The organism is Ruegeria sp. PrR005 (genome assembly GCF_010500245.1).
GTDB lineage: Bacteria > Pseudomonadota > Alphaproteobacteria > Rhodobacterales > Rhodobacteraceae > Ruegeria_B > Ruegeria_B marisflavi.
The window spans coordinates 210,541-230,131 of the sequence record NZ_JAAGOX010000032.1 but is presented as its reverse complement, the minus strand read 5'-3'; the positions used below and the strand labels follow the sequence as shown (position 1 = coordinate 230,131).

The following is a 19,591-nucleotide window of genomic DNA, read 5'->3' as shown; positions in this document are numbered from 1 at the left end:
TCGGGACTGGATTCTACGTGCGCAGACGGTACCGGGCAGCGCGGCGAAGGTCCACCGCTTGCGTGATTGTTTCCCTTGCGTGCATTGATAGGGCCCATCGGGGCATCAATGCCCCTCTTGTTCCCATTGACCGACTCTGTGGGCAGTTCTACGCCTCGCGGTAACAGGGTTATCTTGTAGAGGTATCTGATTATGCTGGGAATCCTTGCGCTGGTTGGGCTCGGCGTCGGCCTGACCGCGCTGTTGCTGAACGATGGCGATGACGATGATGCAGCCGTCGCGGCCGGTCCCCGCATCACCTCCGACGACGACGACCTGGTCTTTGACCAGGGTTTCCGCCCCGGCATCTCCGAAGGCCTCACCGATCTGGTAGCAGAAGGCGAGATAACCCAGGCCGAGGCCGATGCGATCCTTGGAGATATCGACTTCGTCTCTGGCGCACAGAACCTGGACACCCGCGCGGGCGACGATGTGGTGGTGCTGCTTCAGGGCGACAACAAGATCGAGACCGGCGATGGCGACGACATGGTTCTGTCCGGGACCGGCGCGGATAACGTCAATCTGGGATCGGGCGACGATGTCTATGGCACCGACACGCGCGTGATCCACCGGGACGATGATGAACAGAGCTTTCCCGATCCCGAGGATGCCATTTCCGTCGGCGACGCGCCGGTGCGCGGCGACGATCTGGAACAGGGCAATGACACAGTTGCGGGCGGCGCAGGTGACGACGCGATCTCGGACAATTTCGGCGCCAACCTGATCAATGGCCAGCAGGGCGACGACTTTATCGTCTCGGTGGACGATGCCCGCGATTTGGGGACAGCGGACACCGTCAAGGGCGGCTCTGGCCAGGACACGCTGATCGTGGACGAGGGCGACCTTGTCACCACCGGCGCTGGCGCCGACCAGGTGGTGATCGAGACCTATAGCGGCGTCGTGGATGGTTACGATCTGATCACCATCACGGATTTCATCGCCGGACAGGATGCGCTGAGCGTGCAAGGCGACGCCGAACTGCTGCGACCCGGATCCAACGGCACCTCTCCGGTCAGCCTGCAAGAGCTTGACGACGAATCCGGCACCCTGGTTCTGATCAACGGCATTCCGGTCGCGCATCTGCTGGGGGTTCAGGGGCTGAGCCCAAGCCAGATCGAGGTGCGCATCGACAACCGGTGACACAGGTCCAGTGCTGTTTTCCCGCGCGCGGGTATCTTGGCTTGCGATACGGCCGCGTCAGGGGGCATTCTACCGACAGGGCGGAATGGGTGCGCCCTGTGGCGCGGTGTATTCGGGAGGGGAGACCGCAGATGGCGCAGCTGGTGCTTTATGCGCTGCAAGTCGGCGGCGGTACGTTGGCGATCTGCCAGCTGCCTGGCCGCTCTGGCGACTATGTCGGCGATCTGGATCTTATCGGGTCCTGGGCACCGGGGCTGGTCATTTCGATGACCACCGAGGTCGAGATGATGCAGCACGGCGCGCACAACTTCGGCGCCGATATCCAGAGCCGCGCCAGCCGATGGGTTCACTTGCCGGTCGAAGATTTTGGAACCCCCAGCCGAGAGATCGAGGCGAAATGGGCCGCGGCCAGCGCCTCGGCCCGCCACGCTCTGCGCGGCGGCGGGCGCGTCTTGATCCACTGCCTGGGAGGCTGCGGACGCTCGGGCATGGCGGCCCTGCGGCTGATGATCGAAACCGGCGAAAAACCGGACGCCGCGCTGAAGCATCTGCGCGCCGTCCGCCCCTGCGCCGTCGAAACCGACGAGCAGCTGTCCTGGGCCAAGGCCGGTCAAACCGTCAGTTAAAGGCCCGGCGCTCTTCCCTCGTGGCGGTGCCGTTTCCAACCGGGATTTGCGCGATGCGCCGCGCCTCTGCCATGGCACAAGGCAGCGGCCTGCTGTCGTTGACGAAGACTTGCTCGCCCGGCTCCATCAGCGCATCCGCCAACCGGTCGAACCAGCCGAAATCGGCCGTCTCACCAACGCCGCAGAAAATGCGGATACGGCTGTGCGACGCGGAATAGAGCGACTGGCACCCTTCGCCACAGGCGGCCAGCGCGCATTCGCCTTCGATTTCGAAATCCTGCCCGGTGACCGGCTCTGCCTTCTGCATCGCTCGGGCCAGATTCTGGGCCAGGGCCGACAGGGCCGGACAGGGTTTGCCCGTGCGCCGGCACAGGGTAACAGAAAATTGGTGGGTCTCGGTCGTCCAGATCATCAGCGCCCTCCGCGCAAGAGCAAGGGTGATGGAGAGACGGCCGAGAAAGGCGCTTCTGTCCCTCCCGGACACCCCGCCCGGGTTCGAGTAACAATGCCGATGGCAGGTCTCCTGACTCGCGGGTCGCTGCGTTGCCGACCTTCCCGGCCTTGCGGCCAGTGGTGTTTCGGCTTCGCTCTCCGCCTACAGTTGCGGGGGCAGTCCCGGTATTGGCCCTCTGTTGCCAGCTGACCGCACCGTGTTCCCTTTTCATCCCGAGTCGATTTCCGGCTCGGGAACCATCACGCCAGCGGTAGCGTTTGTTCTGGGCCGGTGTCAAGCTGGGGTATCCATGCCAGAATTTTTCTCCCTGCGACAAGTTGCTGGTATCGGTATCGGATAGTCAGATTTCAAAAGGTGATCATCATGCGGTTGAGAGGGGTGCGCGGCAGCAGGAATGTCGAGGATCGCCGCGCGCAACGCGGCCGCGGCGGCATGGCCATCGGCGGGCGCGGGCTGGGTATCGGCGGGGTTCTGCTGCTTTTGGTGATCGGCGCCTTTACCGGCATCGACGTCACCCCGTTTCTGACCGAACAGCCTGGCCCGAGCCAGAGCGCGCCCAAGGAACTGACCGCCGAAGAGCGGCAAGCGGGCGAATTTGTCTCGCGTGTTCTCGCCACGACCGAGGATGTCTGGGGCACCGTGTTCCGCGATCAGTTGGGCCGCGACTACATCCCGCCGACGCTGGTGCTGTTCTCTCAGGTCACCTCCAGCTCCTGTGGCGGCGCCTCGGGCGCCACCGGGCCGTTCTACTGTCCCGCCGATCAAAAGGCCTATCTCGACACCGATTTCTTTGTCACACTTTCCCGGCGGCTCCAGGCGGGCGGCGATTTTGCCGCCGCCTATGTGATCGCGCACGAGGTGGCCCATCACGTGCAGAACCAGCTGGGTATTCTGGGCCAGGTGGATCAGGCCCGGCGGCAATCCTCGCAGGTCGAGGCCAACGCACTGACCGTGCGGCTGGAATTGCAGGCCGATTGCCTGTCGGGGGTCTGGGCCCGCTCGGTCCGGGGCCTGATGGAACGCGGCGATCTGGAAGAAGCGCTGAACGCCGCCCGGATGATCGGCGACGACCGGCTGCAACGGCAGGCGGGCCGGGTGCCGCAACCGCATACCTTTACCCACGGCACGTCGGGGCAGCGGGCATCCTGGTTCGAACGCGGCTTTGATAGCGGCCGGGTCGCAAGCTGCGACACGTTCAGCACCAACAGGCTCTAATCCACGCGCGGCAGCATCTCGGGCAAACGGCGCAGCACGTCCGAGGATTGCCGGGCGCGGGCCAGCATCCAGCCACCTTGCAGCAGGATGAACATGGTCTCGGCGGTCTTTTGTGGATCACCCAGCCCAAAGCGCCTTGCGTGATGCGCCCCCTCGGCGATCCAACCTTCGAACAGGTGGCGGGCATGGGCGCGAAACGCGGCATTGTCCGGGCCTTCGAACAGGGTCGACGAGATCGGGCAGCCATCCCACTGACCCGATTTGTCGAACAGTTTTGCAACCTTGCCACACAATACCTGCATCCCGGCATGAAAGCTCTCGGCCGGTTCGAACGAGGCCGCGATCAGCCGCAGCATCTCGTCCGAGGCCCAGGTCGCCGACGCCAGCGCCAGGTCGGACTTGCCGTTCGGAAAGTGGTGATAGAGCGAGCCCTTGGGCGCCTCGGCCTCGGTCAGCAGCTCGGACAATCCAACACCGTGATACCCCCGGCGCTGGAACAGCTGGGCGGCGGTGCGGATCAGGCGATCTTTGGTCGGAAGCGGACGTTGGGTCATTTGACGGGGATATTGACAGCTCTAGACCGATTGGTCCAGACATGAGGAATAGACCAATCGGTCTAGGAAATCTGGAGGTCTAAATGCTGGATATGCAGACATCTGTCGGGGTCGAAGATTTTCATTTTCCATCCGGATCGGCGCAACTTTCGGCGCGGCTCTATCTCCCGGCGGGTACGCCCCGTGTTGCAGTTGTGATCAACAGCGCCACCGGGGTGCCGCGCGAGTATTACCAGCATTTCGCCACCTGGCTTGCGGCCGAACGCGGTATGGCCTGCCTGACCTATGATTATCGCGATTTCGGCCATTCGCTGACCGGGCCGCTTGGGGCCTCGACTGCCACCATGTCCGACTGGGCGCTCATTGACATGCCCGCCGCCTATGCCGAGATGCAACGCCGGTTTCCCGATCTGCCGCTCTGGGTGATCGGCCATTCCGTCGGCGCCATGCTGGGGCCGCTGCAACCGGGGATCGAGCCCATCGCGCGCATGATCTGCGTCTGTTCCGGGCTGGTGCATCATTCGGATCACCCCTGGCCCTATCAGGCGCTGGCGCGGCTGTTCTGGTTCGGCCACGCACCGCTGCTGGTCAAGACATTGGGCTATCTGCCGGGCCGCGCGATCGGTTTTGGGACCGACCTGCCGCCCGGCGTCTATTGGGAATGGCGGCGCTGGTGCACCACGCCCGGCGCCTATCTGCCTGAAACCGGCCACCGCCTGCCAAAACCCGATTGGGGCCGCGCGGGCGCGCGGGTCGACCTCTTTGCCTGCGCGGATGACGATACGATCCCGCCTGCCTGTGTCTGGCGTCTGGCTGACCTTTATGGCGACACCGCGCGGCGGCACCTGTTGCGGCCAAAGGAACACGGGCTGCGCGACATCGGCCATCTGGGTGCCTTTGCCCGCCGCAATGCCGCGCTCTGGCCCCGGCTGATCGCCCAGTAACCTAGTGTGCCAGCAGTACCGCCTCGACCCGGCGGTTGGCGTCGCGACCCTCAGCGGTAAGGTTGCTTGCAATCGGCGCGAGATACCCCGCCCCCTGCGCCTCAAGCCGGTCGGGCGCGATGCCATACTGCTCGACCAGACGGTCGCGCACCGCCTCGGCCCGGCGACGGCTGAGGTCGATGTTGGAATCGAGGCTACCTACATTGTCCGTGTGCCCCACCAGCGCCAGATGCAGGGCCGGATCAGCCGCAAGTATCTGCGCCAGCTCGCCCAGCACGTCAAACGGACCTTCGCCCAATGCACCGGCCCCGGTGCCGAAATCGAGACCCGACAGGATGACCCGGCCACGGGACTGGAGTCGCCCCAGCATGTCTATCGGCGCCGGACCTTGTGCCTGTGTCGGCGCGACGATGGTTTCATCCTCGGCCTCCGGCGCGGCGGTCGGGAACACCCGGATCAGCTGCACATAGGCATCGGGCGGATTGCGGCTGACCAGCAGGCTCAGCGCCTCGTCCCCCCGCACGGCCGAAAGAAACCGGAAATCGCGCACGGCGACATACATGTCGGGGCTTGGGATCACCTCGGTTGCAAAGCGGAAGTCGAACCCGCCGCAGGTCTGCGCGGCACAGTCGAGCAGCACGTCAAAATCCGCCTCCAGGATCTGGTCGCGCAACGGCGCCAGAATCTGGAGCGTGGTCTTCGACCCGACGCTGATCCGCCAGCTTCGTTTCTCGACCCGGCCCTCCAGGGCCTGAACCGGCAGAACACCGTTCGCCCAAACACCCGTCGGCAGGTCATAGCTGTCGAGCACGCGAATGCGCTCGGTCAACTGGCGGCTGCCCTGCGGCAGGCTCAGGTCAAACTCCTGCGCCAATGCCGGAGACGCGGCAAGCGCCGCGCAGAGGGCGAGCCAGCGGATCATCGGAATTGCGAATGATACTCGTCGTTGGGCACCATGGCCGTGGCGCTGGCCACCCGGTTCGACATGTTGAAGAACCCGGCCACATTGGCGATGTCCCAGATGTCGCGGTCGCTGAAACCCACATCGCGCAGGGCCTGACGATGCTCTTCCTCGATTTCCGCGCTGGCGGTGGTCATCTTGGCGGCGAAATCCAGCATCGCCCGCTGACGCGCATCCAGCGGCGCCACGCGATAGTTCATCACCAGCATCTCTCCCAGCTTGGGATCGCCCGACAACTGCCGCACCGCCGCACCATGCGCCACCAGACAATAGAAACACTTGTTGATCGCCGAGACCACCACCGCGATCATCTCACGCTCCAGCTTGCTCAGGCCGCTGGGTGCCAGCATCAGGTCGTTATACATGGCGGTAAAGGCGTTCAGCTTGGCGATATCGAACGCGTTGGCCCTCAGCACATTGGGCACCATGCCCAGCTTCTCGACGCAGATGTCGAAATACTTCTGCGTCTCAGGTGGCAGCGGGTCCACCATCGGCAGGTCCAGCGCGGTGGGGCGGGTCTGGTCGGTCATGTGGTCTCTTTCTCCTCCAAAAGGCGATAGTGATACTCTCCGACAATCTCCATGCCCAGAGAGCGATAGAGCGCGTTGGCGCCCTCGTTCGCCTTGGTGCAGACCACGCTAAGCGTGTTCGCGCCGTTGTCCATCGCCCAAAAGGCCGCGCCGCGCATCGCCCATTGGCCCAGGCCCTGGCGGCGTTGGTGTGGCGGAATTTCCAGCGCATGCAGCATGGCGATACCATCATGGATCGCGACAAACGCCACCCCGCCCGGCTTGTCCTGATGCCGCATCAGCAGGCCGGTCTTGGGCCCGGTGACCCGGTCCATCACCGCCAGCCGTCCGGGTCCGATCCCGCCCTGCGCCCACAGCTCGCGCATGATGGCCAGCGGTTCCCACAGGGTAAAGACGGTCACGCGCGGGATCGGGATATCGGTCAGCCGCTCGGCTGCGATGGAATAGATATTGACCGGGTCGATGACGTCATAGCCACGCCTGGCCAGTTCCGCGTCCAGCGCCTCATCCCCGGGCCGCAACTGAAACAGCGGCTGCTCGCCCCTCGCGCGCATCGCCGCCTCGGCCGCGTCGATCTCATTCCCGCTGACCGGGCCCAGCGCCGAGGCGGCCGAGACCCGCTTGCCCCCACCGCGCCCCTCGCGCAGCAACAGGTTCCCGCGCGTCTCGCGACCCGCAGCGGGCCAGGTGGCATCCACCACCGCGAACCAGTCAGGCGTCATTGCGCGGTCTCCCGCGCCAGCCGGGTCACCGCGGCATCGACCCGGGCGCCATCGGTGCCGCGCACCACCACGTTGGCGCCAAACGCCCCGTTGATCTGGAACGGATAGCACCCGATGGACAGGTCCGGAAAATCCGCCGCCAATTGGCTCAGCGTCTCGGCGATGTCGCCTTCACCCCGGTCGATGCGCAGGGTCTGCGACAACAGCGGCTGACCTCCGGTCAGTGTCGGCAGGACGCTCGCCACCATCGCCTGGAACACGCTGGGCACACCCGCCATCACATGTACGTTGCGGATGGTGAACCCCGGCGCGGTGCTGACCGGGTTGTCGATCAACGTGGCGCTATCCGGAATGCGGGCCATGCGCAGGCGCGCGGCGTTCAGCTCCAGCCCGGTGCGCTGGTAATGCGCCTCAAGCAGGGCGCGCGCATCGGCCCGGATATCGATATGGTCGCCAAAGGCACGGGCGATGCAGTCGGCGGTGATGTCGTCATGGGTGGGTCCGATGCCACCGCTGGTGAACACATGATCGAACCCGTCGGACAGGGCCCTGACCGCCGCCTCGATGGTGGGGGCGTCGTCGCTGACGACGCGCACCTCTTTCAGGTCGATCCCGTGCTTGGTCAGTTCCCCGGCCAGATGGTACATATTGGCGTCGCGGGTGCGGCCCGACAGGATCTCGTCCCCGATGACCAGCATGGCGGCAGTTGGGTTTGGCATGATGGGCCCTTTCCCTGAATTGTGAACCGAAAATATCGGTCCTGTGCCCGCCTGCAAGAGAGCAGCGTCACTCCACCTGCATTTCCGCGCTCAGCGCGCGGACACTTTTGTCAAACAGCGCCATGTCGCCCATGGCGCGCGCCAGGATCATCCCACCTTCGAGCGTGGCGATGGTCCGCGCGGCGGAACTGTCCGGCGCAGCCCTGTTCGCGCGGGCAAAAACGCGTTCCAGCCATGCCAGATTGCGCTCAAAGAACCCGCGCGTCTGCCGCGCCACGGGGTCCGGCAGCGAGCCGATCTCGGCCCCGAACATGCCGCACAGGCACATCAGTTCGTCCGTGACCAGCGCCGCGCGATAGGCGTCGATATAACGCAGCAGCAATTGCGATGGGTCTCCTTCCTCGGGGTCGCCCAGCGCCTTGAGGAACCTGTCGGCATAGCGTTCCGCCAGAGCGGCCCCCAGATCCTCCTTGGTGGCAAAGTGATAGTGGATGCTGGCCGGTTTCACGCCGATTTCGGCGGCGATCTGGCGAAAGCTGAAGGCGTTATAGCCGCCCTGCCGCGCCAGTCGCTCGGCACTGTCCAGAATGCGGGTCACCGTGTCGGGTTGGCTCATCTGCTCGCGCTCTCGTGATCGGAATATTTCTACCTACCTATAGATAGGGATTGCAATTGCCCGTGCCAATGTCAATTTATCTACCTATCAGTAGATAGGGAATCATCTCATGAACGAAAAAACCACCCTGATCATCGGCGGCACCAGCGGCATGGGCCTTGAAACCGCCCGTCGCATCGTGGCCGCGGGCGGCCATGTCACGCTGGCCGGATCGTCTGCGGCCAAGCTCGCGGCGGCCAAGGCCGAGCTTGGCGCGGCGGCAGACATCATCCGCACCGACCTGAACGATACCGCCGCTGTCGAGGCATTGATCACCCGCATCGGTGCAGAACCCCGCCATATCCACGGTCTGGTCAACGCCGCCGGTATCTTTGCGCCGAAACCGTTTCTGGAACATGAGGCCGCCGACTATGACCGCTACATGAACCTGAACCGGGCCACCTTTCTGCTGACCCAGGCGGTTGCCCGCAACATGGTGGCCCATGGCGGCGGCGCGATCGTGACTATCGGCTCTATGTGGGCCAAGCAGGCCGTGCGCGCCACCCCGTCCTCGGCCTATTCCATGGCAAAGGCCGGTCTGCACGCGCTGACCCAGCATCTGGCGATGGAACTGGCGCCGTATGGCATCCGGGCAAACGCGGTCTCTCCGGCGGTGGTGGTCACGCCGATCTATGGCGCCTTCATCGACCCCGAACAGATCGAGGCGACACTGACCGGTGGCTTTGACAGCTTTCACCCGATCGGGCGTGTCGGCCGACCGGCAGATGTGGCAGCCACCATTCAGCATCTGCTGTCGGACAATACCGCCTGGGTCACCGGCGCGATCTGGGATGTGGATGGCGGGGTGATGGCGGGCGTGGCCTGACCCTTTGCAAGCGGGCGGGGCTGCGATATGCGAGAGACCATGCAGTTTGCGACCCCGCTTGTCCCCGCCCGCCTGATCCGCCGCTACAAACGCTTTCTCGCCGATTGCCGACTGGAGGACGGCCGCGAGGTGACCGCCCATTGCGCCAATCCAGGGTCCATGATGGGGCTGGCCGAACCGGGAATGAAGATCTGGCTGGAGCCGAATGACGACCCAAAGAAAAAGCTGAAATTCGGCTGGCGCCTGGTCGATCACGAGGACGGGAATTTCACCGGTGTCGACACTTCGGTGCCCAATCGCGCCCTGCGCGAGGTGTTACAAAACGGAACATTACCCGCTTTGGCCATGTACAAAACGGTCAATTCCGAGGTGAAATACGGTACAAACAGCCGCATCGACTTTCTGCTGTCCAGCCCGGACCTGCCCGATGCCTATGTCGAAGTCAAAAGCGTAACCCTGTCTCGCCAACCCGGCATGGCGGAATTTCCCGACAGCGTCACGGCACGCGGGGCCAAACATTTGGAAGAATTGGCAAAAATGGCACAGCAAGGGCACCGGGCAATCATGCTCTATCTTGTACAGCGCACCGACTGCCACCGCTTCGCCCTGGCCGCCGATATCGACCCGACCTACGCACGCGCCTTCGAAATGGCCCAAGCGCAAGGAGTGGAAAAGCTGATCATAACCACCCATATCTCTCCTCAAGGGGTCGAAATCGCCGATATGCTTTGACATATTGCGACCCCGCGCCCTCTGGCACTTTCTGCGCAAGCAGCGTAAACAAGATTCCGCGCGCAACAGATGGAGCCTCGCACCGATGAAAGAGCATCGTGGCCGCCTGACCAAGGATGGCATCCGCATCTATGAACCCGCTGACTTTGCCGGCATGCATGCCGCAGGGGCGGTTGCGGCGCGCATTCTGGACGACATAGCCGCGCATGTGTTTCCGGGCCAGACCACGGGCGAGATCGACCGCATCATCACCGAGATGGTCGAAGCGGCCGGTGCAAAATCGGCGACCATCGGCTACAAGGGCTATCAGCACGCCAGTTGTATCTCGGTCAACCATGTGGTTTGCCACGGAATTCCCGGCGACAAGCGGCTGAACGATGGCGATATCCTGAACATCGACGTGACCGTGATCGTCGATGGCTGGTTCGGCGACACCAGCCGGATGTACGTGGCGGGCAAACTGCCGCGCAAGGCCGAACGGCTGATCCAGGTCACCCATGACGCCCTGTTCAAGGGCATCGAGATGGTCAAGCCCGGCAACACCTTTGGCGATATCGGCCATGCGATTCAGGCCTATGTCGAGGCGCACCGCATGTCCGTGGTGCGCGATTTCTGCGGGCATGGCCTGGGACAGGTGTTCCACGCACCGCCCAACGTGCTGCACTATGGCCGCCCCGGAACGGGTCCGGTGCTGGAAGAAGGTATGTTCTTTACCATCGAACCGATGGTGAACCTCGGCCGCCCCGAAACCAAGACGCTGGCCGATGACTGGACAGCCGTCACCCGGGACAAGTCGCTGTCGGCCCAGTTCGAACATTCAGTCGGGGTCACGGCGGATGGGGTCGACATCTTTACCCTGTCGCCTGGCGGCAAGTTTCACCCGACCTACGACACTTGAGCACCATTCGCTGACCTTTCCCCTGACAGGGCCGCGAAGGGGCCGAACCCGACATTATTGGTCGGTTCCGGCGCTGTTGCTGCACCTTTGTCCGGTTAGACAGATCCAAGAAGGGTCTGAAACCAACCGGAGGAGGGACGGTCGGGATGTTGGACGAAGCAAGGCTCAGGACCGCACGCCTACAAGACCGTATGCGCGAGCTGGGCATCTCACACGCGGTCTTCACCGAGGAAAGTTCGATCGCCTATCTGGCAGGGTTCTGGGGCTATCTTGGCATCGAGTTCGGGCGGCCCACCATGCTGGTGGTGGCGGCAGAGAGTGACCCGGTCATCATCACCCCGCTGATGGAAAGCGAGATGGTGAGCGAGATGACATGGGTCGCGGATGTCCGGACCTGGGAAGACGCTGGCCAAAGAACCTGGGCGCGCGCCTTGTCAGGCGCGCTGCCCGAGAAACCATCCGGGATTTGGGTGGAGCGGCAGCACGTCCCGGCGCTGGTGCGCAATTACCTGGACGAACGTTATCCAAATGTCCCTCTAAAGGACATCGGCCCGGTGCTGGGCGCCTTTCGGATGATCAAATCGCCGCTGGAAATCGAGGTGATGCGACAGGCTGGCGAGATTGCCGGCGCAATGATGGCTGCGGCCCATTGCTCCTTGCGGATCGGTCGGCAGGAATATGAAAGCGCGCTCGAGATCATTGAGACCGGAACCCGCAAGGCCGCCGGGTTCCTGACCGATCGGGGATGGGAGCGCTTCGTATCGCCGATGATCCACAATCTTCAGATTGTACAAAGCGGCTCTGACACGTCGATGGTACACCGGCGCGCATCGGTAAAGACCTATGACCGCGCCGACCCGGTCTATTTCTGTTTCTGCAACATGGCCCAGTTCAAGCAGTACAAACTGGGCTTTGACCGCATGTTCCACGTGGCCGAAATCACTGATGTCGCGGCCCGTGTGCAACAGGCGGCGATTGACGCCCAGCAGGCGGCCATTGCCGCGATCCGCCCCGGCGTTCTGGCTCAGGATGTGGCCGCTGCGGCCAATGCGGTCTACGCGGAACGCGGCTATGCCACGGGTTACCGGACCGGTCGCTCAATCGGTGTTGCCTGCCTTGAGGCACCGGAACTGAAAGAAGGCGATACGACCGTGTTGCAGGCGGGCATGACCTTTGCGGTGGATGGCGGGATCTCGGTCGACGGGGTCACGGCGGGCCGGATCGGCGACAGTATCGTGGTGACCGAAACCGGTTGTGAATACCTGACCAATTACCCACGCGAGATCATGGTGACGGAGGGGTAAGATGCGATTGGCCGTGGCACAGCCGCCCGCAGAGCTGGACGGGGTTCGGGCGCGTATGGGATGGCTGTCGGATGCCCTGCCCGGGATCGTGGCCAAAGGCGCGGATCTGGTGCTGCTGCCAGAGCTGTTCGCCTGCGGTTATAACATCGGCGCGCATGTCAGCGACCAGGCCGAACCGCGCGACGGCCCGACCCTTGCAACATTGTCACGGCTGGCGAGCGCGCATGGGCTTGCGATCCATTGCGGTTATGCCGAACGTGAGAACGGGCAGGTCTACAACGCGGCTCTCTGCGTCGGGCCAGGTGGTCAGATCCTGGGCCAGCATCGCAAACTGGCAATCCCGCCCGGGTTTGAGCGTGCGCAATTCTCAGCGGGTGCGGGCTGCCAACTGTTCGAATGGGCGGGTTTCCGGATCGCGACGTTGATCTGCTATGACGCAGAGTTTCCCGAAACCGTCCGGCATGTCGCCGGTCTGGGCGCCGAATTGGTGCTGGTTCCGACCGCTCTGGGCGCTGAATGGGGCTGGGTTGCCGAGCGCATGATCCCGACCCGGGCCTATGAAAACGGCGTCTACCTCGCCTATGCCAACAGCGCCGGGGTCGAAAACGGTCTGCGTTACCTTGGCCACAGCGTGATCGCGGCCCCAAACGGGACCGAAGCGGCGCGGGCCGGTGACGGACCCGAGATTCTGTTTGCGGATCTGGACAAGGCACGGATCACGGCGGCGCAGGCCCGGTTGCCCTATCTGTGCGACCGTGGCCAGATCCGGCTGGACTGCCCGTCTCGGGATTGATCCGGGGTTTCCGGGTTCGGCTTTTCCTGCGTCTCGGCCCGCAACAGTGCCAGCAACAGTGTATCGCATCCCCGATGAACAGAGGCACGCTGTTACGACCGTCCCGGGACTAATCTTGACCTCGGCAGGTGTGACAGCTGACCAAGGTCGCTGTGACATGGTTGCGTCCATGGATCCAGCCCAGCACGATCCGATCAGATCTCCAAAAGCGCCGGAACCTCGGCCATGTGGCGAAATACCTCGGCCCCCAACGCGCGCAGCCGCGCACCATCGTCATGGGCGGCATAGCCAAGGCAGCGCATTCCGGCCCGAATGGCGGCGGTCACACCGCTGGTGCTGTCCTCGATCACTACACAATCCCTTGCCAGCACTTGGAACTGGCTGGCGGCAGCCAGAAACAGTCCCGGATCCGGCTTGGAAACACCCAGTTTGTACGCTGAAAACATGGCGTTGGGATGAAATCTCTCCCATAGTCCGTTCTGGCCCAGGGTGATGCGCATTTTGTCTTCGCTACCGTTGGAGGCCACGCAACACCTGATACCTCCGGCGTCCAACCTAGCCAACAGTTCCCGGATACCAGCCACCAGCGGCACACCCTTTCGAAGACAGGCATATTCCTCGGAATAGACCTGCTCCACCCAGTTGTCCGGCAGATCTGCACCCAGGCTGATTGCCTTTTCCTTTACACCGGCCATGGAACAGCCAACGAACAGTTCCATCGACTGTTCCGCGGTCAGAGGCAGCCCATGCCGCGTCAGGTTATCCGCCATTATCCGGTTCGACGCTGGTTCGCTGTCCACCAGAACCCCGTCACAATCGAATATCACCAGTTCATGTCGCATGGGGGTACTCCAGATTGCCCTACCGGGGCCTATCGCAGCCGGTGTGTAGGGACAAACCAGCGGCAAGCGGCACCATGCCGATCCTGTTTCACCCTGAAACATCCCGCCACATCAGGGAGATGTGGGTATCACCATATTTGCGCGCATCATGAAGGGTGAACCCCTCGGGCGCGGGCATGGGGGCGCTTTCCTCCCACACGATCAGGGCGTCATCAGCCACCCAGCCGCCTGCCTGCGCGGCGGACAGGGCGCGCGCACCCATCCCCTTGCCGTAAGGCGGGTCGAGAAAGATCAGCCCGCAGGGCGCGCCGGGATTGGGGCCGAGGCGGGTGGCATCGCGACGGATCAGCGTGGTCCGGTCGCGGCTGCCGGTCAGGTTGATATTCTTGGTGATCAACCCCTGCGCCACCCGGCCGTCATCGACGAATGTGACATGGGATGCACCGCGCGACAGCGCCTCAAGCCCCAGTGCGCCGGTACCGGCAAAAAGGTCGAGCACCTGCGCGCCCTCGATCACATCGAGGTGGATGAGCACGCTGAACAGGCTTTCGCGGACGCGGTCGGTGGTAGGGCGCAGATGCGCCCCCGCATCGCCCTTGCCGACCGAGGCCAGCGCCCGGCCCCGGAATGCGCCCGCGATGATCCTCACGCCTTGAGCAGCGGTTTCAGATCCGCTGACGGGTCGGCAACGATGGCCGGATCGGCAGTCTTGCCGTTGTCGATCAGCCGCTTGCCCACCATATAGGCGCGCGGGTCGTTCATGGCGTCGACCGCCACCAGCTGATCACCGGTATAGTACCAGAAAGACACGGTCTGCCCCTCGCCCGGGCGGGTCACCACGCGGTCATAACCGGTGTTCAGCCCGGCGATCTGCAACTTGACGTCATATTGGTCAGACCAGAACCACGGCTGCGCCACATAATCCTTGCCCGCGCCCAGCATGTTCTGCGCCACGGTTTCGGCCTGGTCGATGGCGTTGGGCACGCTTTCCAGCCGGATGCGCCCGCCCTTGTAGGGGAACGAGGCGCAATCGCCCGCCGCCCAGATCGACGGGTCCGATGTGCGGCCCTGCGCATCGGTGCGGATGCCGTTTTCCAGCGCCAGGCCCGCGGCCTCGGCCAGGGCGGTGGCGGGCGCGATGCCGACGCCAACCACGACAAAATCGACCGGCAATTCGCTTCCGTCCGTCAGCACCGCGCCGCTCACGCGGCCTTGCGTTCCGGTCAGGCGGGTCAGGCCCACACCCTCGCGGATATCGACCCCGTGGCCAGTGTGCAACGCGCGGAAGTAGGCGCTGGTCTCAGGTGCCGCGACCCGTTGCAGGATGCGGTCGGCCATTTCGACCAGCGTCACCTGGACCCCCCGCTTGGCGCAGACGGCAGCGGCTTCGAGCCCGATATAGCCGCCGCCCACGATCAGGGCGCGGGCGCCTTCGGTCACCGCAGGCGCCATCGCGTCGATATCGGCCAGATCGCGCACCACATGCACGCCAGCCAGATCGCCACCGATGGCGTCAGGCAGGCGGCGCGGTTCGGACCCGGTGGTCAGTGCCAGCTGGTCGTAAGAGATGACCTCACCCCCCAGCGAAACGGTCTTGGCCGCCGGGTCGATGGCGCTCACCCGCGCGTTCAGACGCAGGGTGATGGTCTGCTCGGCATAGAAACTCTCGGGCCGCAGGAACAGGCGCTCTTTTTCCATCTCGCCCAGCAGATAGGCCTTGCTGAGCGGTGGGCGCTGATAGGGCGGCACCGGCTCGGCGCCGATCAGGGTGATCTCGCCCGCGAACCCGTCCTTGCGCAACCGCGCCACCAGAGACGCCCCGGCCTGTCCGGCACCGATCACAACGATATGGCTCATCTCTCTACCTGCCCCGCTTTTTCCCATGGCCTTGTCATATCTGACAGCTATATGCCGGAGGGACGAGTTCCGCAAATCCAACAACGAGGTTCAAAAGGATGATTTCAGTCGGAGACAGGCTGCCGGACGCAACGTTCATGATCTTCAGCGAGAAGGGCCCCGAGACGGTCGATCTCGGAGCCAAGCTGAAGGGCCGCAAGGTGGTGATGTTCGGCCTGCCGGGCGCCTTTACGCGTGGCTGTTCGATGACGCATCTGCCCAGTTTCATCCGTACGCGTCAGGCCTTGGCCGACAAAGGCGTGGACGAGGTGATCTGCGTTTCCGTGAATGACCCCTTCGTGATGACAGCCTGGGGTCAGCAGAGCGGCGCCGCCGAGGCCGGGATCACCATGCTGGCCGACCCTATGGCAGAGTTCACCAAGGCCATCGGGCTGGCGTTCAGCGCACCGGTGGTGGGCCTGTACGACCGCTGCCAGCGCTTTGCCCTGATGGCAGAGGACGGGGTGGTCAAAGTTCTGAACCTCGAAGAAGAAGCCGGCGCCTGCAAGTTGACCGTAGGCGAAGAGCTGCTGGAGCAGATCTGACACCTCAGGCCGCGTGGGCGCGAATGCGAATACGCTGCAAGATTCCCGCGATCAGCGCCAGCGCGCTGATCGTTGCCAGCAGGGCACCGGCCCCCAGGTAGAGCCCGTCAAAGCCTATGGCGGCGATGATGGGCAGGCTCAGGAATGGTGACAGGACCTGGCCCAGAAAGATGGCGGTGGTCAGCAGACCCCCGGCGCCCCCCCGGCGCCGTGCCGGTGCAATCGCCAGCATTGCGGTAACAAAGACAGGCAATACCCAGGCGAAACCGATGCCGATAGCAACAGCACCGGCCAGCATCACAGGCAGCCCTGCCTTTGTCCCGATAGCGGCCATGCCCATTGCCATGGCGCCATATCCCAGCGCCCAGACCCCCGTGACTTGCAGACGGACGGCAAGGCGGCCATAGACCAGCGCCGCAAGCCCTCCAGCCAGTGTCAGCAGGCCCAGCACCGTGCCGGTCATTACCGCGCTGTCATGGCCCAGTGTGTCCAGGTAGAAGGGGATCTGCGTCGGCATGATGAAGAAGGTCATGTTTGTGACCATCTGAAACAGCAGTAGGCCAGTCAGGATCAACCGCCAGTTTCGGTGCCCATTTGCCGCCGAGGTCTCACCGCCCTGCGCGGCAACCCGGCGGACCGGACGCGGCAAGGCGCGCAAGACAAAGGGTAGGATCAGCACCGGGATAGCATAGATGGCAAAGGGCAAACGCGGTGAGAGCGACGCCAACAGCCCTGCGGTCGAAATGAAGACAAAGCCGCCGAAGTTGCGCGCCGAGGTCTGCAATCCGGTCAGCGCCGCCCGTGCCGCACCGCTGAAGTAGTCACCGATCAGCGCGGTTTGCGTGGTCATGATCGCGGCCACCGCGACGCCCAGAATCAGGCGGCTGATCAGGATGCTTTCCAACCCCGGCAGCAACAGCCCGGCACTGCCCGCCAGAACAAAGAGGGCGATGCCCCAGACCAGCAGACCACGCCGCCCGATGCGGTCGGACAGGACCCCGACCAGCGGCGCGACCAGCACCACGGCAAGCGAGGGCGCAGGCACCAGAAGGCGGGTCAACAAATCGACTTGTGGATGAGCGGCAAACTCTCGCGCCAGACCGGGCAAGGCCGGGCTGATCGTGGCGTTCGCCATGATGGTCGCCGTTGCCGCCAACAGCAGCGCCTGCGCGCGCCGGTTGCGCCAGACCGCATGGGCAGGGGGGATTTCGACGTGAGACTTCATGATCGACCTCTTGATCCATTCGCATCTTCCGGGCACTCTGCGAATTCAAGCCAACTTGAGGTCAAGTGTGAAAGTTCTCGATATCGGCAAGGTTGCCGCGCAGTCGGGCGTGCCGCCCTCGACGCTGCGCTATTACGAGGAACAGGGGCTGATCGCACCTATCGGGCGCAAGGGGTTGCGGCGGCAATACGGGCCGCAGACCCTGTTGCGGCTGACCCTTATCTCGATGGGCAAGACGGCCGGGTTCAGCCTGCCCGAGATCGCACAGATGCTTGGTGCCGACGGACGCCCCGATCTGCCCCGGGACGAGCTGCACGCGCGTGCCGACGATCTGGGCCGCCAGATCCGGCGCCTGCAATTGCTTCAGGATACCTTGCGGCATGTTGCCGATTGCCCGGCGCCATCACATCTGGATTGCCCCAGTTTTCAAAAGCTGATGCGTCAGGCCGAGCGGACATCCGCACGGGGCGGGAAGCGCGCGTCGCGCTAACAGAGGCTGTCCATCTTGCGGGCCAGTTTCGCGTCAAGCGAACTGAGGCCGCCCACGTCATGGGTGGTCAGCACGACAACGACCTTGCCATAGACATTCGACCACTCGGGATGGTGGTTCCATTTCTCGGCCCAGATCGCAACCCGCATCATCCAGCCGATCGCCTCGACAAACGTGTCAAAGGAATAGGTCTTGGTGATCGCGTCCCGGCCCTGGACCATGGTCCAGCCATTGGCCAGCAGCGGGTCCAGCAGCGGCCCGCGGGTTTCCTCGGACAATCGTTCGCTCATTGCTGTTCCTCCACTTGCGTCTTTCTGAACGGGCCATAGTCCGTCAGGATTTCAATTTCTTCATCGACCGCAGCACCCTCGGCCTCGAGATAACGGGCGACCGCATTCGCGAAACCCGGGTCGCTGACCCAGTGCAAGCTGTGGGTTCGGGTCGGAAGGTACCCGCGCGCCAGCTTGTGTTCGCCTTGCGCCCCGGCCTCGACTCGGATCAGGCCATGGGTGATGGCCCAGTCGATGGCCTGATAGTAGCACAGTTCGAAATGCAGGCAGGGGTGATGTTCGGTACACCCCCAGTATCGGCCGAAAAGCGTTTCGCGCCCGATGAAGTTCAGCGCCCCCGCGATGGCATGCCCATCCCGCTCGGCCAGGACCAGAACAACGTCATCGGCCATCGTGTCGTGCACAAGGTCGAAGAAGGAGCGCGTCAGATAGGGAGACCCCCATTTGCGCGAACCAGTGTCCTGGTAAAAGCGCCAGAATGCATCCCAGTGTTCGGGTTGCAGGTCGTTGCCGGTCAGGGCGTGGATATGGCCACCAAACGCCTGGGCCTGCGCGCGTTCCTTTCGGATCGTCTTGCGCTTGCGCGACGACAGGGCGGCAAGAAACCCGTTGAAATCGACATAGCCATCATTCAGCCAATGGAACTGCTGGGTCACACGGTGCATCAGGCCCATCTGGCGGCCGGCCTCTGCCTCGGCCCCCGTACAGAAGGTGATGTGCAGGCTGGAGACGTTGTTGTTTGCCGCCAGTTGAACCGCACCCTGAACCAGAGCCGACTGGCCGATCTCCTCATAGCCCGGCCGGACCAGAAGCCTGCGCCCCGAGGCGGGGGTAAAAGGCACGGCGACCTGAAGCTTGGGGTAGTAGTGGCCGCCGGCCCGCTCATAGGCGTGGGCCCAGCTGTGGTCGAAGATGTATTCACCCTGGCTGTGGGATTTGATGTACATCGGTGCCGCGCCGATCATCATGCCATCAAGATAAGCGGTCAGATATTGCGGCTGCCAACCGGTGCCTCGCCCGACCGAACCGCTCTCCTCCAGCGCCCGGAGAAACCGATAGGTAGTAAAAGGGTCGAGCGGGCGACCGCCATCCTGCGTTTCGGGACAGGCGCAGGAATCCCACTCGGTTGCCGGAATATCCTCCAGCGATTGCATTACCCGAACTTCGATCTGCGCCTGATCCATTCGCCGC

Annotated in this window: 24 protein-coding genes and 1 riboswitch; of the genes, 11 read left to right on the top strand and 13 right to left on the bottom strand. The window is 63.7% G+C overall.

Features of this window, described 5'->3' with window-relative positions; genetic code table 11:
* The first annotated feature begins 192 nt into the window (after nucleotides 1-192).
* Nucleotides 193-1,179, top strand: coding sequence for a calcium-binding protein (locus G0P99_RS16725; RefSeq protein ID WP_164131617.1), 987 nt, complete (start codon nucleotides 193-195; stop codon nucleotides 1,177-1,179).
* Nucleotides 1,180-1,310: 131 nt separating this feature from the next.
* Nucleotides 1,311-1,805 carry a protein-tyrosine phosphatase family protein gene (locus tag G0P99_RS16720; RefSeq protein WP_164131616.1) on the top strand — a complete coding sequence of 165 codons (495 nt, stop codon included), beginning with the start codon at nucleotides 1,311-1,313 and terminating at the stop codon, nucleotides 1,803-1,805.
* On the opposite strand, the gene G0P99_RS16715 is transcribed toward G0P99_RS16720, so the two are convergent.
* Complete coding sequence (locus G0P99_RS16715; protein ID WP_164131615.1) at nucleotides 1,798-2,217, bottom strand: hypothetical protein; 420 nt, start codon at nucleotides 2,215-2,217, stop codon at nucleotides 1,798-1,800. The genes G0P99_RS16720 and G0P99_RS16715 overlap by 8 nt on opposite strands.
* 83 nt (nucleotides 2,218-2,300) lie before the next feature.
* Nucleotides 2,301-2,515, bottom strand: a riboswitch (cobalamin riboswitch).
* Nucleotides 2,516-2,622: 107 nt separating this feature from the next.
* On the opposite strand from G0P99_RS16715, the gene G0P99_RS16710 reads away from it, so the two are divergent.
* Entirely contained in the window at nucleotides 2,623-3,474 is an 852-nt protein-coding gene (locus G0P99_RS16710) for a neutral zinc metallopeptidase (protein ID WP_164131614.1), read from the top strand.
* Here G0P99_RS16710 and G0P99_RS16705 read toward each other — a convergent pair.
* On the bottom strand, nucleotides 3,471-4,028 hold the full coding sequence (locus G0P99_RS16705) for a TetR/AcrR family transcriptional regulator (RefSeq protein WP_164131613.1): 558 nt from the start codon (nucleotides 4,026-4,028) through the stop codon (nucleotides 3,471-3,473). The two genes, G0P99_RS16710 and G0P99_RS16705, sit on opposite strands and share 4 nt — an antisense overlap.
* Nucleotides 4,029-4,111: 83 nt before the next feature.
* Here G0P99_RS16705 and G0P99_RS16700 point away from each other — a divergent pair, with 83 nt between their 5' ends.
* Nucleotides 4,112-4,972 (top strand): serine aminopeptidase domain-containing protein, encoded by an 861-nt coding sequence (locus G0P99_RS16700; protein ID WP_164131612.1) that lies wholly within the window; start codon nucleotides 4,112-4,114, stop codon nucleotides 4,970-4,972.
* Between the two features lies 1 nt (nucleotide 4,973).
* On the opposite strand, the gene G0P99_RS16695 is transcribed toward G0P99_RS16700, so the two are convergent.
* The 5 genes from G0P99_RS16695 to G0P99_RS16675 all read right to left on the bottom strand — a co-directional run bounded on the left by G0P99_RS16695 (nucleotide 4,974) and on the right by G0P99_RS16675 (nucleotide 8,520).
* Nucleotides 4,974-5,894: an OmpA family protein gene (locus G0P99_RS16695; protein WP_164131611.1), complete on the bottom strand. Its 921-nt coding sequence runs from the start codon at nucleotides 5,892-5,894 to the stop codon at nucleotides 4,974-4,976.
* The gene (locus tag G0P99_RS16690; protein ID WP_164131610.1) at nucleotides 5,891-6,463 is read right to left on the bottom strand and encodes a peroxidase-related enzyme; all 573 of its coding nucleotides are present in this window, start codon (nucleotides 6,461-6,463) and stop codon (nucleotides 5,891-5,893) included. Before G0P99_RS16690 ends, G0P99_RS16695 begins: the two co-directional genes overlap by 4 nt.
* Nucleotides 6,460-7,185: a GNAT family N-acetyltransferase gene (locus tag G0P99_RS16685; RefSeq protein WP_164131609.1), complete on the bottom strand. Its 726-nt coding sequence runs from the start codon at nucleotides 7,183-7,185 to the stop codon at nucleotides 6,460-6,462. Before G0P99_RS16685 ends, G0P99_RS16690 begins: the two co-directional genes overlap by 4 nt.
* The gene (locus G0P99_RS16680; protein ID WP_164131608.1) at nucleotides 7,182-7,904 is read right to left on the bottom strand and encodes a molybdopterin-binding protein; all 723 of its coding nucleotides are present in this window, start codon (nucleotides 7,902-7,904) and stop codon (nucleotides 7,182-7,184) included. The genes G0P99_RS16685 and G0P99_RS16680 overlap by 4 nt, the downstream gene beginning before the upstream one ends.
* Before the next feature lie 67 nt (nucleotides 7,905-7,971).
* A complete protein-coding gene (locus tag G0P99_RS16675; RefSeq protein ID WP_164131607.1) occupies nucleotides 7,972-8,520 on the bottom strand; it encodes a TetR/AcrR family transcriptional regulator in 549 nt (182 codons plus the stop codon).
* Between the two features lie 109 nt (nucleotides 8,521-8,629).
* Between G0P99_RS16675 and G0P99_RS16670 the strand changes: the two genes are divergently transcribed.
* The 5 genes from G0P99_RS16670 (at nucleotide 8,630) to G0P99_RS16650 (ending at nucleotide 13,112) form a co-directional block, all read left to right on the top strand.
* Nucleotides 8,630-9,385, top strand: a complete 756-nt coding sequence (locus G0P99_RS16670) for an SDR family NAD(P)-dependent oxidoreductase (protein ID WP_164131606.1) — start codon at nucleotides 8,630-8,632, stop codon at nucleotides 9,383-9,385.
* 39 nt (nucleotides 9,386-9,424) lie between these two features.
* On the top strand, nucleotides 9,425-10,117 hold the full coding sequence (sfsA, locus tag G0P99_RS16665) for a DNA/RNA nuclease SfsA (protein WP_164131605.1): 693 nt from the start codon (nucleotides 9,425-9,427) through the stop codon (nucleotides 10,115-10,117).
* Between the two features lie 85 nt (nucleotides 10,118-10,202).
* Nucleotides 10,203-11,015 carry a type I methionyl aminopeptidase gene (gene map, locus G0P99_RS16660; RefSeq protein ID WP_164131604.1) on the top strand — a complete coding sequence of 271 codons (813 nt, stop codon included), beginning with the start codon at nucleotides 10,203-10,205 and terminating at the stop codon, nucleotides 11,013-11,015.
* A gap of 146 nt (nucleotides 11,016-11,161) precedes the next feature.
* Nucleotides 11,162-12,319, top strand: a complete 1,158-nt coding sequence (locus G0P99_RS16655) for a Xaa-Pro peptidase family protein (protein WP_164131603.1) — start codon at nucleotides 11,162-11,164, stop codon at nucleotides 12,317-12,319.
* 1 nt (nucleotide 12,320) lies between these two features.
* The gene (locus G0P99_RS16650; RefSeq protein ID WP_164131602.1) at nucleotides 12,321-13,112 is read left to right on the top strand and encodes a carbon-nitrogen hydrolase family protein; all 792 of its coding nucleotides are present in this window, start codon (nucleotides 12,321-12,323) and stop codon (nucleotides 13,110-13,112) included.
* A 194-nt stretch (nucleotides 13,113-13,306) separates the two neighbouring features.
* Here the strand turns inward: G0P99_RS16650 and G0P99_RS16645 are convergent, their stop codons facing one another.
* The 3 genes from G0P99_RS16645 to G0P99_RS16635 form a co-directional block, all read right to left on the bottom strand.
* Nucleotides 13,307-13,954, bottom strand: a complete 648-nt coding sequence (locus G0P99_RS16645) for an HAD family phosphatase (protein WP_164131601.1) — start codon at nucleotides 13,952-13,954, stop codon at nucleotides 13,307-13,309.
* Between the two features lie 88 nt (nucleotides 13,955-14,042).
* A complete protein-coding gene (gene rsmD, locus G0P99_RS16640) occupies nucleotides 14,043-14,603 on the bottom strand; it encodes a 16S rRNA (guanine(966)-N(2))-methyltransferase RsmD (protein ID WP_164131600.1) in 561 nt (186 codons plus the stop codon).
* On the bottom strand, nucleotides 14,600-15,811 hold the full coding sequence (locus tag G0P99_RS16635; protein WP_164131599.1) for an NAD(P)/FAD-dependent oxidoreductase: 1,212 nt from the start codon (nucleotides 15,809-15,811) through the stop codon (nucleotides 14,600-14,602). Before G0P99_RS16635 ends, rsmD begins: the two co-directional genes overlap by 4 nt.
* A 98-nt stretch (nucleotides 15,812-15,909) precedes the next feature.
* Between G0P99_RS16635 and G0P99_RS16630 the strand changes: the two genes are divergently transcribed.
* Nucleotides 15,910-16,395, top strand: coding sequence for a peroxiredoxin (locus G0P99_RS16630; RefSeq protein WP_164131598.1), 486 nt, complete (start codon nucleotides 15,910-15,912; stop codon nucleotides 16,393-16,395).
* A 4-nt stretch (nucleotides 16,396-16,399) separates the two neighbouring features.
* Here the strand turns inward: G0P99_RS16630 and G0P99_RS16625 are convergent, their stop codons facing one another.
* Nucleotides 16,400-17,620, bottom strand: coding sequence for an MFS transporter (locus G0P99_RS16625; RefSeq protein WP_164131597.1), 1,221 nt, complete (start codon nucleotides 17,618-17,620; stop codon nucleotides 16,400-16,402).
* Between the two features lie 67 nt (nucleotides 17,621-17,687).
* Between G0P99_RS16625 and G0P99_RS16620 the strand changes: the two genes are divergently transcribed.
* On the top strand, nucleotides 17,688-18,110 hold the full coding sequence (locus G0P99_RS16620) for a helix-turn-helix domain-containing protein (protein ID WP_164131596.1): 423 nt from the start codon (nucleotides 17,688-17,690) through the stop codon (nucleotides 18,108-18,110).
* On the opposite strand, the gene G0P99_RS16615 is transcribed toward G0P99_RS16620, so the two are convergent.
* A complete protein-coding gene (locus G0P99_RS16615) occupies nucleotides 18,107-18,400 on the bottom strand; it encodes a 4a-hydroxytetrahydrobiopterin dehydratase (protein ID WP_164131595.1) in 294 nt (97 codons plus the stop codon). The genes G0P99_RS16620 and G0P99_RS16615 overlap by 4 nt on opposite strands.
* The gene (locus G0P99_RS16610) at nucleotides 18,397-19,584 is read right to left on the bottom strand and encodes a GNAT family N-acetyltransferase (RefSeq protein ID WP_164131594.1); all 1,188 of its coding nucleotides are present in this window, start codon (nucleotides 19,582-19,584) and stop codon (nucleotides 18,397-18,399) included. Before G0P99_RS16610 ends, G0P99_RS16615 begins: the two co-directional genes overlap by 4 nt.
* Nucleotides 19,585-19,591 lie beyond the last annotated feature (7 nt).

What these genes read in the sequence shown, in the direction of transcription:
- G0P99_RS16720 (WP_164131616.1), top strand. Translation starts at nt 1,311, where the DNA reads ATGGCGCAGCTGGTGCTTTATGCGCTGCAAGTCGGCGGCGGTACGTTG.
- G0P99_RS16715 (WP_164131615.1), bottom strand. Translation starts at nt 2,217, where the DNA reads ATGATCTGGACGACCGAGACCCACCAATTTTCTGTTACCCTGTGCCGG.
- G0P99_RS16695 (WP_164131611.1), bottom strand. Translation starts at nt 5,894, where the DNA reads ATGATCCGCTGGCTCGCCCTCTGCGCGGCGCTTGCCGCGTCTCCGGCA.
- sfsA (WP_164131605.1), top strand. Translation starts at nt 9,425, where the DNA reads ATGCAGTTTGCGACCCCGCTTGTCCCCGCCCGCCTGATCCGCCGCTAC.
- G0P99_RS16615 (WP_164131595.1), bottom strand. Translation starts at nt 18,400, where the DNA reads ATGAGCGAACGATTGTCCGAGGAAACCCGCGGGCCGCTGCTGGACCCG.
- G0P99_RS16685 (WP_164131609.1), bottom strand. Translation starts at nt 7,185, where the DNA reads ATGACGCCTGACTGGTTCGCGGTGGTGGATGCCACCTGGCCCGCTGCG.
- G0P99_RS16610 (WP_164131594.1), bottom strand. Translation starts at nt 19,584, where the DNA reads ATGGATCAGGCGCAGATCGAAGTTCGGGTAATGCAATCGCTGGAGGAT.
- G0P99_RS16645 (WP_164131601.1), bottom strand. Translation starts at nt 13,954, where the DNA reads ATGCGACATGAACTGGTGATATTCGATTGTGACGGGGTTCTGGTGGAC.
- G0P99_RS16700 (WP_164131612.1), top strand. Translation starts at nt 4,112, where the DNA reads ATGCTGGATATGCAGACATCTGTCGGGGTCGAAGATTTTCATTTTCCA.
- G0P99_RS16705 (WP_164131613.1), bottom strand. Translation starts at nt 4,028, where the DNA reads ATGACCCAACGTCCGCTTCCGACCAAAGATCGCCTGATCCGCACCGCC.
- map (WP_164131604.1), top strand. Translation starts at nt 10,203, where the DNA reads ATGAAAGAGCATCGTGGCCGCCTGACCAAGGATGGCATCCGCATCTAT.
- G0P99_RS16675 (WP_164131607.1), bottom strand. Translation starts at nt 8,520, where the DNA reads ATGAGCCAACCCGACACGGTGACCCGCATTCTGGACAGTGCCGAGCGA.
- G0P99_RS16670 (WP_164131606.1), top strand. Translation starts at nt 8,630, where the DNA reads ATGAACGAAAAAACCACCCTGATCATCGGCGGCACCAGCGGCATGGGC.
- G0P99_RS16680 (WP_164131608.1), bottom strand. Translation starts at nt 7,904, where the DNA reads ATGCCAAACCCAACTGCCGCCATGCTGGTCATCGGGGACGAGATCCTG.
- G0P99_RS16690 (WP_164131610.1), bottom strand. Translation starts at nt 6,463, where the DNA reads ATGACCGACCAGACCCGCCCCACCGCGCTGGACCTGCCGATGGTGGAC.
- G0P99_RS16650 (WP_164131602.1), top strand. Translation starts at nt 12,321, where the DNA reads ATGCGATTGGCCGTGGCACAGCCGCCCGCAGAGCTGGACGGGGTTCGG.
- G0P99_RS16635 (WP_164131599.1), bottom strand. Translation starts at nt 15,811, where the DNA reads ATGAGCCATATCGTTGTGATCGGTGCCGGACAGGCCGGGGCGTCTCTG.
- G0P99_RS16630 (WP_164131598.1), top strand. Translation starts at nt 15,910, where the DNA reads ATGATTTCAGTCGGAGACAGGCTGCCGGACGCAACGTTCATGATCTTC.
- G0P99_RS16655 (WP_164131603.1), top strand. Translation starts at nt 11,162, where the DNA reads ATGTTGGACGAAGCAAGGCTCAGGACCGCACGCCTACAAGACCGTATG.
- G0P99_RS16625 (WP_164131597.1), bottom strand. Translation starts at nt 17,620, where the DNA reads ATGAAGTCTCACGTCGAAATCCCCCCTGCCCATGCGGTCTGGCGCAAC.
- G0P99_RS16710 (WP_164131614.1), top strand. Translation starts at nt 2,623, where the DNA reads ATGCGGTTGAGAGGGGTGCGCGGCAGCAGGAATGTCGAGGATCGCCGC.
- G0P99_RS16725 (WP_164131617.1), top strand. Translation starts at nt 193, where the DNA reads ATGCTGGGAATCCTTGCGCTGGTTGGGCTCGGCGTCGGCCTGACCGCG.